Below are 17,384 nucleotides of genomic sequence, written 5' to 3' on the forward strand. Positions count from 1 at the left end.
CTCGTGGGCTCGGAGGGCAGGCTCCTGAACCAGACGCTGACGTATTGCTTCTTCTACGTGGCCTTCCTGGGCGTCTTCGTCTACCTGGGCAGCCTGTACTTCATGGGGCGTTGAAGACGGACGAGGCCTTCCGCCTGAGCGTTCCGCACGGCCCGGAACCGGCCGCCGGGGGGATCGGATGCGATCCCCCGGCGGCGATCAAGGTGATAAACGCTCGTCATGAATCGGCGGGCCGCCCTCGGCGGGGCGGACGGAAAACACCCGCCGGGCTGCCCCAGCATTTCTTTCGCTGCGAAGCGCGGTGCGATCAACATTTCCCCTTGACTCCGGCACGGGGATGGTTAATTTAGCCCGGTTAACGGCATCGATCTTGTTGAGAGTTGGGTCAAGCGTGTGCTTCGCTCCAATGTGATAAGAATGAATGCCAAAATCAATTTTGGAGTGATTGCACATGTCTAAGAAGCTTTACGTCGGCAACCTGCCTTTCTCCGCCACCGAAGATGCCGTCCGCGCCCATTTTGCCCCCTACGGTGAGGTTGTCTCCGTGGCCCTGATCACCGACCGTGAGACCGGCCGCCTGCGCGGTTTCGGTTTCGTCGAGATGGACGACGAAGGCGCCCTGGCCGCCATCGAGTCCCTTGACGGCCAGAACTTCGGCGGCCGCCCGCTGAAGATCAACGAAGCCCAGGAGCGCCCCCAGCGTCGCCCCTTCGGCGGCGACCGTCCCCAGCAGCGCCGTCCCTGGTAGTTTCGGCCGCTAATCGGTCTTCCAAGCCCCGTCCCGCTTGGGACGGGGCTTTTTTTTCCACTTCAACGCCGGAGGTATTGCACATGGCGAAAGAAGAAGGCATCGAGATCCCCGGCGTGGTCCAGGAGGCCCTGCCCGGGACCGTGTTCGAGGTGAAGCTGGAAACCGGCCAGAACGTCCTGGCCTATCTCTGCGGCAAGATGCGCAAGTTCCGCATCAAGATCCTCCCCGGTGATTCGGTCAAGGTGGCCCTCTCGCCTTACGACCTCACCAAGGGCCGGATCACCTTCCGCGCGAAATAGCGTTGGTCCCGTCCGGGGCCGTGGGCGGGCTTTCCCTTATCGGGGAAAGCCCGCTTCGTCTTTACGCGGCTTTGGAATTCCACTAGTCTTGCAGCCACTCGACCCAAGGGAGGAATCGTTCATGGAAGCACCCGACCGCAACCTCGCCCTAGACCTGGTGCGCGTCACCGAGGCCGCGGCCCTTTCCAGCGCCCGCTGGCTGGGCCGAGGCGACAAAAACGCGGGCGATCAGGCGGCCGTGGACGCCATGCGCCTCTCCTTCGACACCATCAACATCGCGGGCGTCATCGTCATCGGCGAGGGCGAGAAGGACGAGGCCCCCATGCTCTACGGCGGCGAAGAGGTGGGCACCGGCACGGGACCGGCCATGGACGTGGCCGTGGACCCCGTGGAGGGCACGCGCCTGCTGGCCTATGGCCGCCCGAACGCCATCTCCGTGGTGGGCGTGGCCCCGCGCGGCTCCATGTTCGACCCCGGCCCCAGCTTCTACATGCAAAAGCTCGTGGTTCCCTCGGCCGCGCGCGACGCCGTGGACCTGGACGCCCCCGTGGCCGACAACCTCAAGGCCGTGGCCAAGGCCCTCAGCAAGGACGTGGACGACCTGGTGGTCTTCGTGCTGGACAAGCCCCGCCACCAGCAGCTCATCGCGGACATCCGCACTGCCGGGGCGCGCATCCAGCTGCACACCGACGGCGACGTGGCCGGCTCCCTCATGGCCCTGGACCCCAAAGACATGGTGGACGTGATGATGGGCACCGGAGGCACCCCCGAGGGCGTGCTTTCCGCCTGCGCCATCCGCGCCGTGGGCGGCCAGATGTTCGCCCGGCTGGACCCCCAGTCCGATTCGGAGCGCCAAAACCTCCTGGACTCCGGGGTCGACCTGAAACGCGTGCTCACCGCCGAGGAACTGGTCACCAGCCCCGACACCTTCTTCGCGGCAACGGGCATTTCCGGCGGCACCTGGCTGGAGGGCGTCTCCTTCTCCGGAAGCGGCGCGGTCACCCACTCCCTGGTGCTGCGCGGCAAGACCGGCACCATGCGCCGCATCGAATCCCACCACACCTGGGACAAGCTCATGCGCTTCAGCGCCGTGAAGTACGATTGATCGAAAGGACCCGTCATGGCCACACGCCTCTGGACCGTTGACGCCTTCGCGGAAGCCCCCTTTACCGGCAACCCCGCCGGAGTCTGCCTGCTGGACCGCCCGGCGCCTGCCGAGTGGATGCAGGCCCTGGCCCGGGAGCTGAACCACTCCGAAACGGCGTTCCTTGTGAGCGGCGAGGAATGTTTCGGCCTGCGCTGGTTCACCCCCTCCGTGGAGGTGGACCTCTGCGGCCACGCCACCCTGGCCAGTGCCCACGTGCTCTGGAGCGGCGGCATGGCCCCTCCGGGCGAGACCATCCGCTTCGAGACCGCCAGCGGCAGGCTCTCGGCCACGCCCGGCAAGCAGGGCCTCATCTGGCTGGATTTCCCGGCCGAGCCGGGCCACCCCCTTCCCGTGCCCGACGGGCTGGCCCAGGCCCTGGGCGCGCGCATCGTGGGCGCGCAGCGCAACCGCATGGACCTGCTGGTGGAGCTGGAAAGCGAGGAGGCCGTGCTGGGCCTGGCCCCCGACCTGGCGCGGGTGCGCGCCCTGGGCGGCCGGGGGCTCATCGTCACCAGCCGGGCCGAGAGGCCCGGGGCGGATTTCGTTTCACGCTTCTTCGCCCCCGCCGCGGGCATCGACGAGGACCCCGTCACGGGAAGCGCCCACTGCTTCCTTGGGCCCTACTGGTCGAAGCGGCTGGGCGCGAACGAACTCACGGGCTACCAGGCCTCGTCGCGCGGCGGCACGGTGCTCGTGGAACTGGACGGCGTGCGTGTACGCCTGGGCGGACGAGCCGTGACCATCGCCTCCGGGGAGCTCGCCCCGCGCGCCTTGCCGGTGCGCCCCAGGGGCTGAGGCCCCGGCGCGAAGCGCCGCCTTCGGCCAACCCGCGCGCTGAGTCGGCCTGACGCGCTTTCGCGTTCCGCGCCGTCGTTACCGCCTGTGCGCCTCGCGATGGCGCGCACCGCAAGAACCGGCATCGCGTGGCGGCCGATGGCGTCGGGGCTTCGACCGCCGTGGTCCCGCGCGCCGGAGCAGACGGACGACCCCGTCCACCGGCCGGATACGCGCCGGGCGGACGCGCCTCGTCGTATCGACGACCCGCCACAGCCTGCCCGGTTCCGCTAGAAGGTGATCACCGCATAGCCTTTGGCGATCCATCCCGCCATGCCCGCGTGGCCGTGCATCTCGTCCAGGATCGGCAATCCCTCGCGGGTCACTGCCTCCAGCGCGCCCAGTTGATGGGCGCAGGCGCGGCATGCGCCGGCCAGGAGGTTCTGGCTCTTGGTGCGCTCGAAAAGCGCGTGCATGGGATGGCTTTCCCGGGCCAGTTCGGACACCACCTTGACCGATTCCCCTTCAAGTATCACTTGAACTTCATACCCCTTCTCGCGCAGGTCGATGGCGTTGAGCATCACGTGCACGAAACAGGGGATTTCGCCCCGGAAGGCGAAGAGCGCGAACTTGTCCATGGCGTCCTCTTCTGAAACGGCCCGGACGCCACGAGGACGGCCGGGCCGGATGGTTCTGTCGTTAGGGGTCTTGCGTTCGCCGCGGGCGGCGCGCCGTCTCAGGCGTATTCCTCCAGGATCTTCGCCAGCTTGACCAGGTCCGGCCGCGAGGTGGCCAGGGGCCTGCGCACGCGCGGGTCCGGCCGGTAGGGCGCGCGCTCGCCCCTGTACACCACGCCCAGGGGGATGCGCTCCCCGAACTCGAGGGCCTTGTCCAGGGCCGCGCGGCGGTCCGTGGGGTCGTGCTCCGGCCCCAGCTTGTAGCAGCGGCTCTTGTACCAGGCGAAGGTGTTCACCTTGTTGAAGGAGACGCAGGGCTGGAGGATGTCCACCAGGGCGAAGCCCGGGTGGCGCACGGCCTGCTCGATCAGTCCGGCCAGGTGCTCCGGATCGCCAGAGAAGCCCCTGGCCACGAAGGGCACGTCCAGGGTCACGGCCACGGCCAGGGGCGGGAAGGCCAGGGAGGGCGCGCCGCCCGGCTGGAATTTGGTGACCTGCCCCTGGGCCGTGGTGGGGCTGGCCTGCCCCTTGGTCAGGCCGTAGATCTGGTTGTCGTGGACGAGGAGCGTCATGCCCACGTTGCGGCGCATGGCGGCCAGGAAGTGGTTGCCGCCCTCGCCGTAGCTGCACCCGTCGCCGCTCTCGGCGATCACCGCGAGCCCGGGATTGGCCAGGGCCGCGCCCTGGGCGGGGGGGAGGCCGCGTCCGTGCAGGCCGTTGAAACAGTTGCAGCGCAGATAGTGCGGGGCCTTGGCCGCCTGGCCGATGCCCGAACACAACAGCACCTGGTGCGGGGCCAGCTCCAGCCGGGAGAGGGCCTTCTTCACCGCCCCCAGGATGGCGTGGTTGCCGCAGCCGGGGCACCAGGCGGTCTCGATGTTGCCGTAGCGGTCGATGGGGATCATGCCGACACCTCCTCTCCGGCGACGGTCGAAGTTCCTTGCGGGCTCCCGAGGCGCGCAAGGATATACCCCGCGGTGAAGGGCAGTCCGTCGTAACGCGTCACCAGCCCGTGGAAGGCGAAGCCCGTCTCCTGGCGGATCAGCTTGGCCAGCTGCCCCGAGGGGTTGCCCTCCACCATCACGGCGCGCCCCGCGCCTTCGAGGACCGGCAGGAAGCTCTCCGGGACAAGAGGCCAAACCTGGGAAAAATGCAGCACGGCGGCGGACGTGCCCCGCTCCCGCAGGGTCTGGGCCGCCTCCAGGCAGGCCCCCAGGCTCGACCCCCAGCAGGCCAGGAGCACCTCGGGGGCCGCATCGCCCGCAAGGGAGGGGGCGACGGCGTCGGCCTCCAGGCCGCGTCCCTTGCGCAGGCGCTTGTCCACCATGCGCACGCGCACGCCCAGGTCCTCGGTGATGTGTCCGTCGGGGGTGTGCTCGTCGGAATCGAGCACCACGAGGTGCTCCCCGAATCCGGGAATCAGGCGCGGCGAGACGCCGTTTTCGGTGAGGGCGTAGCGCTCGTAGCCGTGCGGGTCCGGGGTCTCCAGCCCGGGCAAGTCCAGCGGCGGCAGGGCTTCCAGATCGAAAGGGGCCACGGCGCGGTAGGAGTCGGCCAGGTACTGGTCGGTGAGCACGAAGGCGGGGCTCTGCCACTTCTCGGCCTGGTTCACGGCGCGAAACGTCAGGTCGAAGCACTGCTCGGGTGTCCCGGGGGCGTAGACGGCGCGCGGGAAATCGCCGTGCCCGGCGTGAACGACCAGGTTCAGGTCGCCCTGCTCGGTGCGCGTGGGCAACCCCGTTGCCGGGCCGGGACGCTGGGCCAGCACCACCGTGAGGGGCGTCTCGATCATGCCCGCCAGGCTCACCCCCTCCACCATGAGGGCAAAGCCGCCCCCCGAGGTGGGCACGAGAACGCGCGCCCCGGCAGCCGATGCGCCCAGGGCCATGTTCACGGCCGCGATCTCGTCCTCGGCCTGCTCGGTGAGCACGCCCATGCGCCCGCCGGGAGCCACCAGGGCCGCCGCCACGGATGTGGCCGGAGTCATGGGATAAAAGGAGCAGAAATTGACGCCAGCCGCCATGGCCCCCAGGGCGATGGCCTCGTTGCCGTTCAGGAACAGCCGCTTCTCCCGCCGCATCGGGGGCGGCAGGCAGGCGAAGCTTGCGCCGCTCTCCCTGGTCCAGTCCAGGGCGTCGGAGAATACCTTGAGGTTCAGGGCCGCCTCGTCCCCGCCCTTGGCCGCGAAGCGCTCGGTGATGAGCCCCTCCAGCCAGGAACGCTCCAGGCACAAGAGACCGGCCAGCACGCCAAGGGCGGCCATGTTCTCATGGACCGGCCGGGGGCACAGCCGGGAATACGGCACATTGAGGCCGGGCAGGCCGCCCAGGTCGGTTTTCTCCCCGGCCAGGGCCAGGCCCCCCGGACTCAGGAGCGGGCCATGCAGGGCCAGGCTGGCCTGGTCCAGGGCCACGAGGAGGTCCACGTTCTCGGGCGGGGCGTGCACGGGGTCGGGGCTCACGCGCACGCAGTAGGTGTTGTGCCCTCCCCGGATGCGCGACAGGTAATCCTGCACCACCAGGATTTCGTAACCAGCCCGCACCAGGGCCTTTGCCAGGAAATCCCCCACGGTGACGAGCCCCTGCCCCGCTTCGCCACCCACAAGAACCGTGACGCTCGATGCGCTCATGAAGCCCTCCCGGGCCGTAGTGAAAACGGCCGCCGGGAAGCCCGGCGGCCGCCTGCCAGATGATGAACCCCGTTGCCGTGGTTCGCGAGAGCCGCTTGCGGGCGGCATAGCCGCCCTGCTCCGGAATGCGCTCCGCGCTGGGCCGTCTCAAGGCCGCCAAGCCGATTTTGAAGGCAGCCAGACGGCCGCGGGGATTCCCTGCGGCCGTCTGGTTAATCGTTGCCGGACGAGCCTGCGGGCCTTTCGAGATACTGGCGCAGGTCCGAGAGCAACACCCAGTGTCTGCGCTCTTCTTCAAGGGCCTGATCCAGGATGAACCGCTCCTGGGTATCGCTCGCGTCCAGAAGGGAGTTCTCCAGGTGACGAAGGCAGGCCTCCTCCAGGCGGAAGGCGACGGTGAGCATCTGGTCGTCCTGGAGGCAGGTTTCCCCACGCTCCAGGAGTCCTGGCGGGAAAGCCGCCTTCCCGCCCCCGTTTTCCACCAGAGCACAGGCCGTGGCGAGGCTCTGCCCCGCGCGCAACGCGGCCTGCACCGCCGCGAGTTTCGCCGTGAGGCGGCGCTTGTCGCGCCCCAGAACCGCGAAGACCGCGCGCGCCACTTCGGCCGGACAACGCTCCTTGGCCATGTCGTAGAAGTCCATGGCCTCGCTCTGAAGCTCCAGGAGCCTGCACAGCGCCGACGCGGCGGCCTCCACGGCCATGGCTACGCCACCGGAGGCGTGAAGACCCTGGTGGCCAACTCCTTGTCCAGCATGTACAGGGCCGAGGGATTGCCCTCCACCAGCTTGAGTTTGTTCAGGATGTCCTGCACGCTGGCCTCTTCTTCCACCTGCTCGTCGATGAACCACTTCAGGTAGGACACCGTGGCGTGGTCCTTGAGCTCGATGGCCAGGTCCATAAGGCCGTTGATGCGCGCGGTGACGCCCTGCTCGTGCTTCAGGGTGTCCTCGAAGGCGGCCAGGGGGGTCTTCCAGTCGCTGGGGGGAGCTTCCAGGGTCTGGAGCCGGATGCGCCCGCCGCGCTCGATGGTGTAGTTGTAGAACTTGTCGGCGTGGAACTTCTCCTCCTGCTCCTGCACCTTCATCCAGTTGGCGAAACCGGCGAGCCCCATGTCCTGGAAGTAGCTGGACATGGAGAGGTAGAGGTAGGAGGACCACAGCTCCCATTTCACCTGCTCGTTGAGAGCGGCATCCATCTTGTCGTGCAGCATGCCTCTACGCCTCCGACTTCCACAGCCCGTGGATGTTGCAGTACTCGCGCACGGCCACCTTCTCGGCCTGCACGCAGAACTCGGCCTCGGGCTTCTGGCCGGGCAGCAGGTCCTGGCGGTAGACCTTGCCGTCGGCGATGAGCTCGATGAACTCGATGTAGTGCTTTTCTTCCATGGGGTGCGCAACGCTGCCCACCATGACCTTGTAACCCGTGGCGGTTTTCTCGATCACCGGGACGTGCTTTTCCTTGGCCGCGTCCACGGTGTTTTCCTCGAAATACTTCATGGGCTGGCCGCAGCAGACCAGATCGCCGCCGCCGGGATGGAGCACTTCCACGATATTGCCGCACAGATCGCACTTGTACACGCCGTTTTTCTGAGTCATGTCAACTCCTTACAGTTTGGTTTATGGTTCGTGCGCACCCGTCGGACGCGCGGAACATTCTCATTTGATAAACCATTTTCAAGAGAAATCCGCAAGGGCTTTCGCAGCGACCGCCTCGGATCCGGACAATCCCACGTCCGCGTCGCCCGGGAGAGCCACCCCGGCAGCCCCGTAGCGTCAGCAACGGCACGGTCTTTGCCAGGAGGTAAGCGCGCCCCGCCCGGCGGCAGAATCCGCCGCCGGACGCAAGCCCGGCCCATCGGGCCGCCAAATTCTCCCGGAGGATCCGCCAATGCGCGCCGCCACACTCGCCGCCCTGCTCCTCGCCGCCCAGGCGGCACACGCCCAGACCGTGGGGCCGGTGAACCCCGGCGCGCAGATGGAGGTCTCCACGCCGCGCTCCATCACCGTCAACGGAGTGTCGGTGAACGTGCGCGACACCACCGGCGCGCGCCAGGGCTACCTGGTTCCCGACGGCAAGGGCGGCTATGTGGACTACGCCCCCGGTCCGGCCGCCAAGCCGCCCGTCTCCATGAACGACGCCGAGGAAATCCGGCTCTTCGCGCGCGAACTGGCCGCCCAGATCACCGGCGGCCCCACGGGCATGGGGTCCCTGGGAGGAGTCGTCAGCATTCCGTCGGCCTTCGTGGAGCAGGACAGCCGCGCGGCCACGCCCTTCGGCAGGCTCCTGGGCGAACAGATGACCTACGAACTCTCCAGCCGGGGCTTCGCCGTGCGCGACGCCAGAGGCAAGGCCCCCGCCCCGGCGCGCTCGAAGAAAGGCAAACCCGCCGAACAGCTGGCCGTGCTGGCTGGCTCCTATTACGTGGACCGCGACACGGTGTTCGTCAACGCCCGGCTGGTGGAACCCGGCGGGCGCGTGCTGCGCACGGGCTCGGTGCTCATGCCCATGACCCCCGTGCTGCGACGCATCCTGGGCCTGCCCGATCCCACGGGGCTACGCCCCACGCCGCCCACGCTCATCGGCGCGCGAGACGTGAACGACCCGCCAGGGTCCGGCGCGCGCCAGGCCACCCCCTACGCGCCCGCTCCCAAGAAGGCCCCGCCGCGCAAGACCCCAAAAAAGACCGCGCAGCCCTGCCCTCCCGGTTGCGAGCCCGTGGACGCGGCCGCCAAGGCCCCCCAGACCAAGAAACCGGCCCAGGCAAAACCCGCTCCGGAAGCGCAACCCCAGCCGGCCCCGGCCCCGGCTCCCCAGTAGGAGGCCGCCATGCGCCCAGCCGTCATCCTTCTGGCGCTCGCCCTGGCAGCCTGCCAGGGCAGCTCCACCATCGTCATCCCCCAGGACGCGTCGAGCCTGGACCACTTCGCCCTGGGCCTGCGCTACAAGCAGGAAGGACGCTACCTGCTGGCCAGGGAGCACTTCCAGCTGGCCAAGGCCACCGCCAGGGACATGGACCTCGAACGCCGCTGCGACTCCGAAATCGACGCGGCCGACCGGGCCCTCAAAGCCCTTCGCTAGGAGCACAGTCATGAAACCCTACGCCTTGCTCACCCTGCTTGCGCTCTCCGCCTGCGCGCCCATGGCCAACGGCGAGATGGCCTATCTGGTCCAGGGGGTCGGCGAGTCCATGCCCTGGAACAACAAGAAGCCGGACATGAACGAGTACTACCCCCAGGCCGCCCAGGCCATGGCCGACGACCTGGACGCCCAGCTGGCCGCGCGCCTGGGCTTCGACCACACCACCACGCGCGGGCTCCAGTGGGTGATCGTGGCCACGCCAGCCGACCTGAACAACCTGACACAGGCCGCCCCTCTGGCCCGGGCCGTGGCCGAGCAGACGGCCCAGGCCCTCACGGCGCGCGGCTACTACGTGCAGGAGGTGCGCAAGACCTCCGAGGTGGTGTTCGACAAAAGCCAGGGCGAGTTCATGCTCACGCGCGACGCCCGCGCCCTGGCCACCAGGCGCTTCCAGGGCACCCTCGTGGTCACGGGCACCTACGTGGCCTCGCCTCAGGGCGTTCGCTTCAACATGGAGGCCATCGACGCCCGCAACAACGACGTTCTGGCCAAGACCAGCCGGGTCATCCCCATGAGCAGGCCAGTGGCCTACCTCATGGAGCAGCAGACGCCAGGACAGAGCAACGTGCGCCCCACCGTGGCCACCGTGCCCGGAGCGGCCGATCCCGGCCCAAGCTACCAGCCCCAGGGCGACTGGCGCACCACCCGGCAGAAATTCCCGAACTTCCTGCTGCCCTAGAGCAGCCGGAAAACATCGGAAGCGGTCCACAAGCACGAAACCGGCTCTGCAGGCGGCCACGGCGGAAGCCGCACAGCCCGAACACGAACGACAGGGGGAACCATGAACCCGGCCGGCCAGTACATCGCCATGAACGCCGCGCGCGCCTTCCTCGCCAAGGATCACAACTTCTTCGAGCAGGGATACTACGACACGCTCTTCAACGTGATCATGCCCGAGAAGCTGAAGAAGGTCGTGCCCATCAACTACGAATACAAGGACAGGCACGTCCTCTATCAGGCCGTTCACGACAAGGCCGTGGGCAACCGCCCCATCGACCTCCTGGAATTCGGCGTCTACCGTGGCCAGAGCATGGGCCAGTGGCTCGGCGTGAACCGCCACGAGCGCTCACGCTTCTTCGGCTTCGACAGCTTCGAGGGTCTGCCCGAGGACTGGGTGGGAGGGCAGAAGGAAAAGGGCGCGTTCACCACCAACGGAGAAATCCCCGACATCGACGACCCCCGCGTGCGCTTCATCAAAGGCTGGTTCAACCAGACGCTCAACGCCTTCCTGGCGGACTTCCGGCCGCAGAACCAGCTGGTGCTGCACATGGACGCGGACCTTTTCTCGTCCACGCTCTACGTGTTGATGACCCTGGACCCGCTCATCAGGAAGGGAACGGTCGTGGTCTTCGACGACTTCAACCCCCGCGACGACTTCGGCGCGCTCTACCAGTACGCCAAATGCTGCGGCCGCAACTGGAGCGTGGTGGCCGTGCGCGAGGGACTGAGCAAGATCGGCGTCATCCTGCACTGAGCGCCCCGGGGGCGCGGCGGATTTGGAACTGCCCGGAGAAGTCGGGCGGCGTCCTTGATCCGGCAGACTCCCGGGGTGACGTAGGGCTTCCTTGCAGCCCGTCCGTGACGGGCCAACGTGCTGCCCGCGCAGGACCCGTGAAACGCGAAAAAGCCCCGGGGCGGCCATGCCGCTCCGGGGCTTTCGTCATCTGCTCTCGCGCTCCCGCCGTGCGGCGGAGCGTCGCCCTGCCCTGCGCTAGATCTTCGCCAGCCGGGCCAGGGCTTCCTCGAGCTTATCCTTGCCCACGGTCATGGCGATGCGGAAGTAGCCCTCGCCCGCCTCGGGGGAGCCGAAGCCGTTGCCGGGGGTGAGCACCACGCCCGTCTCCTGGAGCACCTTGGTCACGAAGCCCTTGGAGTCGTACCCTTTGGGCACCTTGCACCAGAAGTAGAAGGTGGCCTCGGGCAGGCGGAACTCGATGCCCAGCTTCTTGAGGCCTGCGGCCAGGGCGTCGCGGCGCTCCTTGTACACGGCGCGGAACTTCTCGGCGTAGGGGTCGCCCTGCTCCAGCGCGGCGATGCCCGCCTCCTGCACGGCCTGGAAGATGCCGGAGTCCACGTTCTCCTTGATCTTGCCCAGGCCCTTCACCAGACCTTCGTTGCCCACGGCCATGCCGATGCGCCAGCCGGTCATGTTGTAGGTCTTGGAGAGGGAGTGGAACTCGATGGCCACGTCCTTGGCCCCGGGGATCTCGAACACGGAGATGGGCTTGGCGGCCTCGTTGTAGTACATCTCGGTGTAGGCCGCGTCGGCCACCAGGATGGTGTTGGTCTCGCGGCACTTCTTCACCAGCTTCTCGTAGAAGCTCTTGGGCGCGCAGGCCGAGGTGGGGTTGTTGGGGAAGTTGGTGAAGATCATCTTCGCCTTGGCCCATTCGGCGTCGGAGACGGCGTCCAGGTCGGGCAGGAAGTCGTTGGCGTCGGTGAGGGGCAGGAACTTGGTGACGCCGCCCGCGAAGCCCGTGGCCACGTTGTACACGGGGTAGTTGGGGGTGCACACCAGCACCAGGTCCCCGGGGTTCACGTAGGCCAGGGGGAAGTGGGCGATGCCCTCCTTGGAGCCGATGAGGCTCACCACCTCGTTGTCGGGGTCCAGGTCCACGCCGAAGCGGCCCTGGTACCACTTGGAGACGGCGGCCCGGAAGCTGCGCAGGCCCACGTAGGAGGGGTACTGGTGGTTCTCGGCCTTCTTGGCGCCCGCGTGCAGGGCCTCGATGATGAAGTCCGGGGTGGGCATGTCGGGATCGCCGATGCCCAGGCTGATGATGTCCACGCCGCGGGCCTTGACCTCGTTCTTGACGCGGTCGATTTCGGCGAAGAGATATGGGGGGAGTGCGGCCAGGCGGTCGGCCATCGCGAACTGAGGCATGTTACGCTCCTTGGGCGGTTGCGCGCGGGCGCGAGAAATGGGATAAAACGAGCCCCGGTCATAAAAAGAGGCCACCTGCGGTGTCAACTAAAACCAAACAGCAGCGCGGCGCGCCCCACCCGTGGGTGGACGCCTGGCTCGAACACCTCCTGGTGGTGAAGGGGCTCTCCGAGAACAGCCTTGCGGCCTATTCCCAGGACATGCTCCAGTACCACGAGTTCCTGGAGGTGCGCGCCTCTTCCGTGGAGACCGCCACCGACCAGACCATCTTCCTCTATCTGATGTTTTTGCGCCAGAAGGGGCTCACGAGCCGCTCCCTGGCGCGCATGCTCTCCAGCATGCGCGGCTTCTACGCCCACGCCGTGGCCGAGGGATGGCTGGAGGCCAGCCCCGCCGCGCTCATCGAAACGCCCAAGCTGCCGCGCACCCTGCCCGACGTGCTCACGCGCGAGGAGATGGACGCCCTGCTCTCCCGCCCGGACCTCTCCACGCCCCTGGGCTTCCGCGACAGGGCCATGCTGGAACTGCTCTACGCGGCGGGGCTGCGCGTCTCCGAACTGGTGAGCCTCACTCCCCTGGACTTCGACTCCCAGACCGGCGTGCTGCGCGTCTTCGGCAAGGGCTCCAAGGAGCGTCTGGCCCCCATCCACGCCCTGGCCCAGGACCTGCTCGCCCGCTACCTCCAGACCGTGCGCCAGGCCTTCCGCCCGGTGCAGGACGTGCTCTTCCTCAACCGCTCCGGCAAGGGGCTCACGCGCCAGGCCGTGTGGAAGCTCATCAAGCGCTATGCTCTTGAGGCGGGCATCCGCAAGGAGATCTCCCCCCACAGCCTGCGCCACTCCTTCGCCACCCACCTCCTGGAAGGCGGGGCCGACCTGCGCACCGTGCAACTGCTCCTGGGCCACGCCGACATCTCCGCCACCGAAATCTACACCCACGTGCAGGCCGAACGCCTGATGGGGGTGCACAGAAGCCACCATCCCCGCTCCAAGGCCCCGGCCGGGGCGTCCAAGACTTCAAGGAAGGATTCATGATCCCCAAGCCTGCCAAGGGCTTGTCCGCTCCCACGGTCGTAACCGCCCACATCAACGCAGACTTCGACGCCCTGGCCGCCATGATCGCCGCCAGCAAGCTCTACCCGGACGCCACGCTCATCTTCCCCGGCAGCCAGGAGAAGAACCTTCGCAACTTCTTCATCCAGAGCGCCACCTACCTCTTCAACTTCAAGACCTTCAAGGACATCGACCCCGACTCCGTGCGCACCCTGGTGCTCGTGGACACGCGCCAGCGCTCCCGCGTCTCCCACGTGGCCCCGCTCCTGGAGCGCCCGGGCGTGGAGGTGCACCTCTACGACCACCACCCCGACACCGAGGAGGACGTTCCCGGACAGGTGAGCGTGGTCAGGCCCTGGGGCTCCACCACCACCATCCTCACGCACCTGATCCGGGAGAGGGGGCTCTCCCTCACCCCCGACGAGGCCACCTTCCTGGCCCTGGGCATCTACGAGGACACGGGCTCCTTCACCTTCACATCCACCGTGGAGGAGGACTTCCAGGCCGGAGCGTGGCTCAAATCCCAGGGAATGGACATGGCCACCCTCTCGGAGCTGCTCACCCGCGAGCTCTCGGCCGAGCAGATCACCATCATGAGCGCGCTCATCGAATCCGCCGCCACCTACGACATCAACGGCGTGGAGGTGGTGGTGGCCCAGACCGCCATGGACAACTACGTGGGCGACTTCGCCCTTCTGGCCCACAAGCTCATGGACATGCAGAACATACGGGTGCTCTTCGCCCTGGCCCTCATGAAGGACCGCGTGCACCTGGTGGCCCGCTCGCGCACCGCCGACGTGGACGTGGGCCGCATCTGCGCCTCGCTGGGCGGCGGCGGCCACGCCTACGCCGCCTCGGCCTCCCTCAAGGACAAGACCCTCACCCAGGCCCGGGAAGACCTCTTCGGGCTGCTCTACTCCCAGGTGAACCCGCAGATCCTGGCCGCCTCGCTCATGAGCGCCCCGGCCAAGACCGTGCGCGAGGACCAGACCCTGGCCCAGGCCGACGAGGTGATGACCCACTTCGGCCTCAAGGCCGTGCCCGTGCTGGACGCCGGAGACGGGCAATGCGTGGGCATCCTGGAGCACGACATCGTGGACAAGGCCGTCAAGCACGGCCTGGGCGGCTCCCAGGCCGGGGAGTACATGGTGCACGGCGCGCTGTGCGTCGCGCCCGCCACGGAGCTCTACCGCATCACAGAGATCATCCTGAACCAACGCCAGCGCCTGGTCCCCGTGGTGGAGAACGGCAAGGTGGCAGGCGTGGTGACGCGCACGGACCTGATCAACGTGCTCGTGCGCGAGCCCGCGCGCATCCCCGAGACCGTGGGCGCGGGCAGGCGCGGCGAGCGCAGCATGGCCGGGCACCTGCGCGACCGCCTGCCCAAGGGCCTGCTGGCCCTGCTCAAGCGGGCGGGAAGCCTGGCCAAGTCCATGGGCTACGAGGCCTACGTGGTGGGCGGCTTCGTGCGCGACCTCATCCTGGGCAGGCCCAACCTGGACCTGGACCTGGTGGTGGAGGGCGACGGCATCCTCTTCGCCGAGGCCATGGCGCGGGAGCTGGGCGGACGCGTGAAGAGCCACCACAAGTTCCAGACCGCCGCCGTGCTTCTGCACGACGGCAACCGCGTGGACGTGGCCACCGCGCGCCTGGAATACTACGAGTATCCGGCGGCTCTGCCCACGGTGGAGCTCTCCTCCATCAAGATGGACCTCTACCGGCGCGACTTCACCATCAACGCCCTGGCCATCCACCTCTCGCCCGAGCGTTTCGGCAGGCTCGTGGACTTCTTCGACGCCCAGCGCGACCTCAAGGACCGCATGATCCGCGTGCTGCACTCCCTTTCCTTCGTGGAGGACCCCACGCGCATCCTGCGGGCCATCCGCTTCGAGCAGCGCTTCCACTTCAAGATCGGCGCGCAGACCGAACGTCTCATCAGAAACGCCATCGCCAACCAGTTCGTGCACAAGCTCTCGGGGCCGCGCGTGTTCCACGAGATGCGCCACATCATGGAGGACGACAGGCCCCTGGCCAGCATCCGGCGCATGGACGAACTCAAGCTCCTGGCCGCCATCCACCCGGACCTGGCCCTGGACCCGCGCAAGGACGAGGTGCTCGCCGAGGCCGAGCGCGTCATCACGTGGTATGCCCTGCTCTACGTGGAGCCCAAGCCCGAGGTCTGGCGCATCTACTTCCTGGGCCTGTGCGCCGGCATGGAGGACGACCAGGTGCAGGGCGTGGCCCGCCGCCTGGGCTTCTCCAAACATCTGGAGGAGAGCTTCCTGGCCCTGCGCCACTCCATCCGCAACACGGCGCAGCAGATTTTCGAGTGGGATTACCGGCGCGGGCTGCACAGCGAACTCTACTTCCTGCTCAAGGACCTGCCCCTGGAAGGCGTGCTCTACCTCATGGCGCGCAATCCCAAGGAGACCGTGCAGCGCTCCATCTCGCTCTTCCTGACCACCCTGCGCACCCTGCGCGTGGAACTGGCCGGGGCGGACCTGAAGGCCATGGGCCTGCCGCCCGGGCCGCGCTACGCCCAGATCCTGCGCGCCGTCACGGCCGCCATGCTCGACGGCAAGGCCACCTGCCGGGCCGAACAGATGGCCCTGGCCAAACGCATGGCCGAGAAGGACATGGGGCTCGAATGGATGCCGGGGGCTGCCCCGACCCCATGAGCGATCCGTTGTCCGGCGGAAGGCTTCGGAAGGCCTGCCCCGTCAGACGGCAGCAGGGCCGGGCCGCGCGGGGTCTCAGCCGTTGCGTCGGGGCTGCCGCACCAGGAGCGCCGAGGCCATGCCCAGGAGGATCACAGCGGCAACGTAGAGGAAGGCCTCGGAGTAGTGCCCGGTGTTGGATTTCACCCAGCCCATCAGGTACGGCCCCAGGAAGCCGCCCACGTTGCCCAGGGAGTTGATGAGCGCGATGCCCGCCGCGGCGGCCGCGCCGCCCAGGCAGCGCGTGGCCATGCCCCAGAACGGCCCCAGCACGCCCCAGATGCCCATGGCCGCCAGGCTCGCCCCGGCCAGCACGCCCGCCAGGCCCGTGGCCGCCGAGAGGGCCACCATGCCGCACAGGCACAGGCCCATGGAGCCGATCACGTGCCAGCGCCGCTCCGCGAAGCGGTCCGAACTCGCTCCGATGAGCACCATGCCCACCGCCGCGAACCCGTAGGCCACCATCACGTGAAAGCCCACGGACAGGGCGTCGCCCCCGGTCACCTGGGCCACGATCTGGGGCAGGAACATCACCAGGCCGTACATGGCCAGCACCGAGCAGAAGTAGATGAAGCCGAAGAGCCACACCACGGGGCTTGTCAGCCCCTGGCGCACGCCGTGCAGGCGTCCCGGCCCGGCGTCCGCGCCCTCGGCTTCCAGCGCCCCGGCCAGGGCCTGGCGCTCGTCGGGGGTCAGCCATGCGGCCTTGGCCGGTCCCGCGGGCATGGTGAACCACACCGCCACGCCCAGGAGCACGGCTGGCAGCCCCTCCAGCAGGAAGAGCCACTGCCAGCCCGTGTGGCCCCAGACGCCGTGCAGCCCCATGATCCAGCCCGAGAGGGGGCTGCCCACCAGACCCGCCACGGGCGTGGCGGTCATGAACAGAGCCACGGCCCGCGCCCGGCTGGCGTGGGGGAACCAGTAGGTGAGGTAGAGGATGATCCCGGGAAAGAACCCCGCCTCGCACGCCCCCAGCAGGAAGCGCAGCGCCGCGAAGGAGACCGGCCCCTGGGCGTAGGCCAGGGCCATGGTCACAAGCCCCCAGCTGACCATGATCCGCGCGATCCAGCGCCTGGCGCCCACGCGCGCCAGCACCAGGTTGCTGGGCACCTCCAGGAGCACGTAGCCCAGGAAGAAGATGCCCGCGCCGAAGCCGTAGGCGGCCTGGTCCAGGCCGAGGTCCTTGTTCATGCCCAGGGCCGCGAAGCTCACGTTGATGCGGTCCAGGTAGGCCGCGATGTAGAGCACGAAAAGAAACGGCAGAAGCCGCCAAGTGGCCTTGGAGACGGCCCGCTGGAGAATGGGGGTCATGCCTG

The 17,384-nt window shown here is 68.1% G+C and carries 18 protein-coding genes; 10 read left to right on the plus strand and 8 right to left on the minus strand.

Translation table 11 applies throughout. The annotated features are described in order from the left end of the window. Positions 1-451: 451 nt before the first annotated feature. The 4 genes from NNJEOMEG_RS18550 to NNJEOMEG_RS18565 all read left to right on the plus strand — a co-directional run bounded on the left by NNJEOMEG_RS18550 (position 452) and on the right by NNJEOMEG_RS18565 (position 2,992). Positions 452-748 (plus strand): RNA recognition motif domain-containing protein, encoded by a 297-nt coding sequence (locus NNJEOMEG_RS18550; RefSeq protein WP_173086965.1) that lies wholly within the window; start codon positions 452-454, stop codon positions 746-748. Positions 749-831: 83 nt separating this feature from the next. Then, on the plus strand, positions 832-1,050 hold the full coding sequence (gene infA / locus NNJEOMEG_RS18555) for a translation initiation factor IF-1 (protein WP_173086966.1): 219 nt from the start codon (positions 832-834) through the stop codon (positions 1,048-1,050). A 121-nt stretch (positions 1,051-1,171) separates the two neighbouring features. Further along, complete coding sequence (gene glpX, locus NNJEOMEG_RS18560; RefSeq protein WP_173086967.1) at positions 1,172-2,155, plus strand: class II fructose-bisphosphatase; 984 nt, start codon at positions 1,172-1,174, stop codon at positions 2,153-2,155. A gap of 15 nt (positions 2,156-2,170) precedes the next feature. Beyond that, on the plus strand, positions 2,171-2,992 hold the full coding sequence (locus tag NNJEOMEG_RS18565) for a PhzF family phenazine biosynthesis protein (RefSeq protein WP_173086968.1): 822 nt from the start codon (positions 2,171-2,173) through the stop codon (positions 2,990-2,992). 269 nt (positions 2,993-3,261) lie between these two features. On the opposite strand, the gene NNJEOMEG_RS18570 is transcribed toward NNJEOMEG_RS18565, so the two are convergent. From NNJEOMEG_RS18570 to NNJEOMEG_RS18595, 6 genes are all read right to left on the minus strand, one after another. Then, a complete protein-coding gene (locus tag NNJEOMEG_RS18570) occupies positions 3,262-3,609 on the minus strand; it encodes a DsrE family protein (protein WP_173086969.1) in 348 nt (115 codons plus the stop codon). A 98-nt stretch (positions 3,610-3,707) separates the two neighbouring features. Beyond that, the gene (locus tag NNJEOMEG_RS18575) at positions 3,708-4,553 is read right to left on the minus strand and encodes a thiamine pyrophosphate-dependent enzyme (protein ID WP_173086970.1); all 846 of its coding nucleotides are present in this window, start codon (positions 4,551-4,553) and stop codon (positions 3,708-3,710) included. Further along, positions 4,550-6,277: a 2-oxoacid:acceptor oxidoreductase subunit alpha gene (locus tag NNJEOMEG_RS18580; RefSeq protein WP_173086971.1), complete on the minus strand. Its 1,728-nt coding sequence runs from the start codon at positions 6,275-6,277 to the stop codon at positions 4,550-4,552. Before NNJEOMEG_RS18580 ends, NNJEOMEG_RS18575 begins: the two co-directional genes overlap by 4 nt. Positions 6,278-6,489: 212 nt before the next feature. Beyond that, positions 6,490-6,978 carry a hypothetical protein gene (locus tag NNJEOMEG_RS18585; RefSeq protein ID WP_173086972.1) on the minus strand — a complete coding sequence of 163 codons (489 nt, stop codon included), beginning with the start codon at positions 6,976-6,978 and terminating at the stop codon, positions 6,490-6,492. 2 nt (positions 6,979-6,980) lie between these two features. After that, positions 6,981-7,487: a ferritin gene (locus NNJEOMEG_RS18590; protein WP_173086973.1), complete on the minus strand. Its 507-nt coding sequence runs from the start codon at positions 7,485-7,487 to the stop codon at positions 6,981-6,983. Between the two features lie 4 nt (positions 7,488-7,491). Further along, the gene (locus NNJEOMEG_RS18595) at positions 7,492-7,872 is read right to left on the minus strand and encodes a desulfoferrodoxin (RefSeq protein ID WP_173086974.1); all 381 of its coding nucleotides are present in this window, start codon (positions 7,870-7,872) and stop codon (positions 7,492-7,494) included. Positions 7,873-8,164: 292 nt separating this feature from the next. On the opposite strand from NNJEOMEG_RS18595, the gene NNJEOMEG_RS18600 reads away from it, so the two are divergent. The 4 genes from NNJEOMEG_RS18600 to NNJEOMEG_RS18615 all read left to right on the plus strand — a co-directional run bounded on the left by NNJEOMEG_RS18600 (position 8,165) and on the right by NNJEOMEG_RS18615 (position 10,889). Next, a complete protein-coding gene (locus NNJEOMEG_RS18600) occupies positions 8,165-9,094 on the plus strand; it encodes a hypothetical protein (RefSeq protein ID WP_173086975.1) in 930 nt (309 codons plus the stop codon). A 9-nt stretch (positions 9,095-9,103) separates the two neighbouring features. Continuing rightward, on the plus strand, positions 9,104-9,355 hold the full coding sequence (locus NNJEOMEG_RS18605) for a hypothetical protein (protein ID WP_173086976.1): 252 nt from the start codon (positions 9,104-9,106) through the stop codon (positions 9,353-9,355). A gap of 10 nt (positions 9,356-9,365) precedes the next feature. After that, on the plus strand, positions 9,366-10,094 hold the full coding sequence (locus NNJEOMEG_RS18610) for a FlgO family outer membrane protein (protein ID WP_173086977.1): 729 nt from the start codon (positions 9,366-9,368) through the stop codon (positions 10,092-10,094). A 102-nt stretch (positions 10,095-10,196) separates the two neighbouring features. After that, the gene (locus NNJEOMEG_RS18615) at positions 10,197-10,889 is read left to right on the plus strand and encodes a TylF/MycF/NovP-related O-methyltransferase (RefSeq protein WP_235957034.1); all 693 of its coding nucleotides are present in this window, start codon (positions 10,197-10,199) and stop codon (positions 10,887-10,889) included. A gap of 237 nt (positions 10,890-11,126) precedes the next feature. Here NNJEOMEG_RS18615 and NNJEOMEG_RS18620 read toward each other — a convergent pair whose 3' ends face one another. Further along, entirely contained in the window at positions 11,127-12,299 is a 1,173-nt protein-coding gene (locus tag NNJEOMEG_RS18620; protein ID WP_173086978.1) for an LL-diaminopimelate aminotransferase, read from the minus strand. Between the two features lie 80 nt (positions 12,300-12,379). Here NNJEOMEG_RS18620 and xerD point away from each other — a divergent pair, with 80 nt between their 5' ends. Next, complete coding sequence (xerD, locus tag NNJEOMEG_RS18625) at positions 12,380-13,333, plus strand: site-specific tyrosine recombinase XerD (protein WP_235957035.1); 954 nt, start codon at positions 12,380-12,382, stop codon at positions 13,331-13,333. Next, on the plus strand, positions 13,330-16,029 hold the full coding sequence (locus NNJEOMEG_RS18630) for a CBS domain-containing protein (RefSeq protein ID WP_173086980.1): 2,700 nt from the start codon (positions 13,330-13,332) through the stop codon (positions 16,027-16,029). Before xerD ends, NNJEOMEG_RS18630 begins: the two co-directional genes overlap by 4 nt. Before the next feature lie 75 nt (positions 16,030-16,104). On the opposite strand, the gene NNJEOMEG_RS18635 is transcribed toward NNJEOMEG_RS18630, so the two are convergent. Beyond that, complete coding sequence (locus NNJEOMEG_RS18635; RefSeq protein WP_173086981.1) at positions 16,105-17,379, minus strand: MFS transporter; 1,275 nt, start codon at positions 17,377-17,379, stop codon at positions 16,105-16,107. Positions 17,380-17,384 lie beyond the last annotated feature (5 nt).

The sequence above is a fragment of the Fundidesulfovibrio magnetotacticus genome (assembly GCF_013019105.1).
Taxonomy (GTDB): domain Bacteria; phylum Desulfobacterota; class Desulfovibrionia; order Desulfovibrionales; family Desulfovibrionaceae; genus Fundidesulfovibrio; species Fundidesulfovibrio magnetotacticus.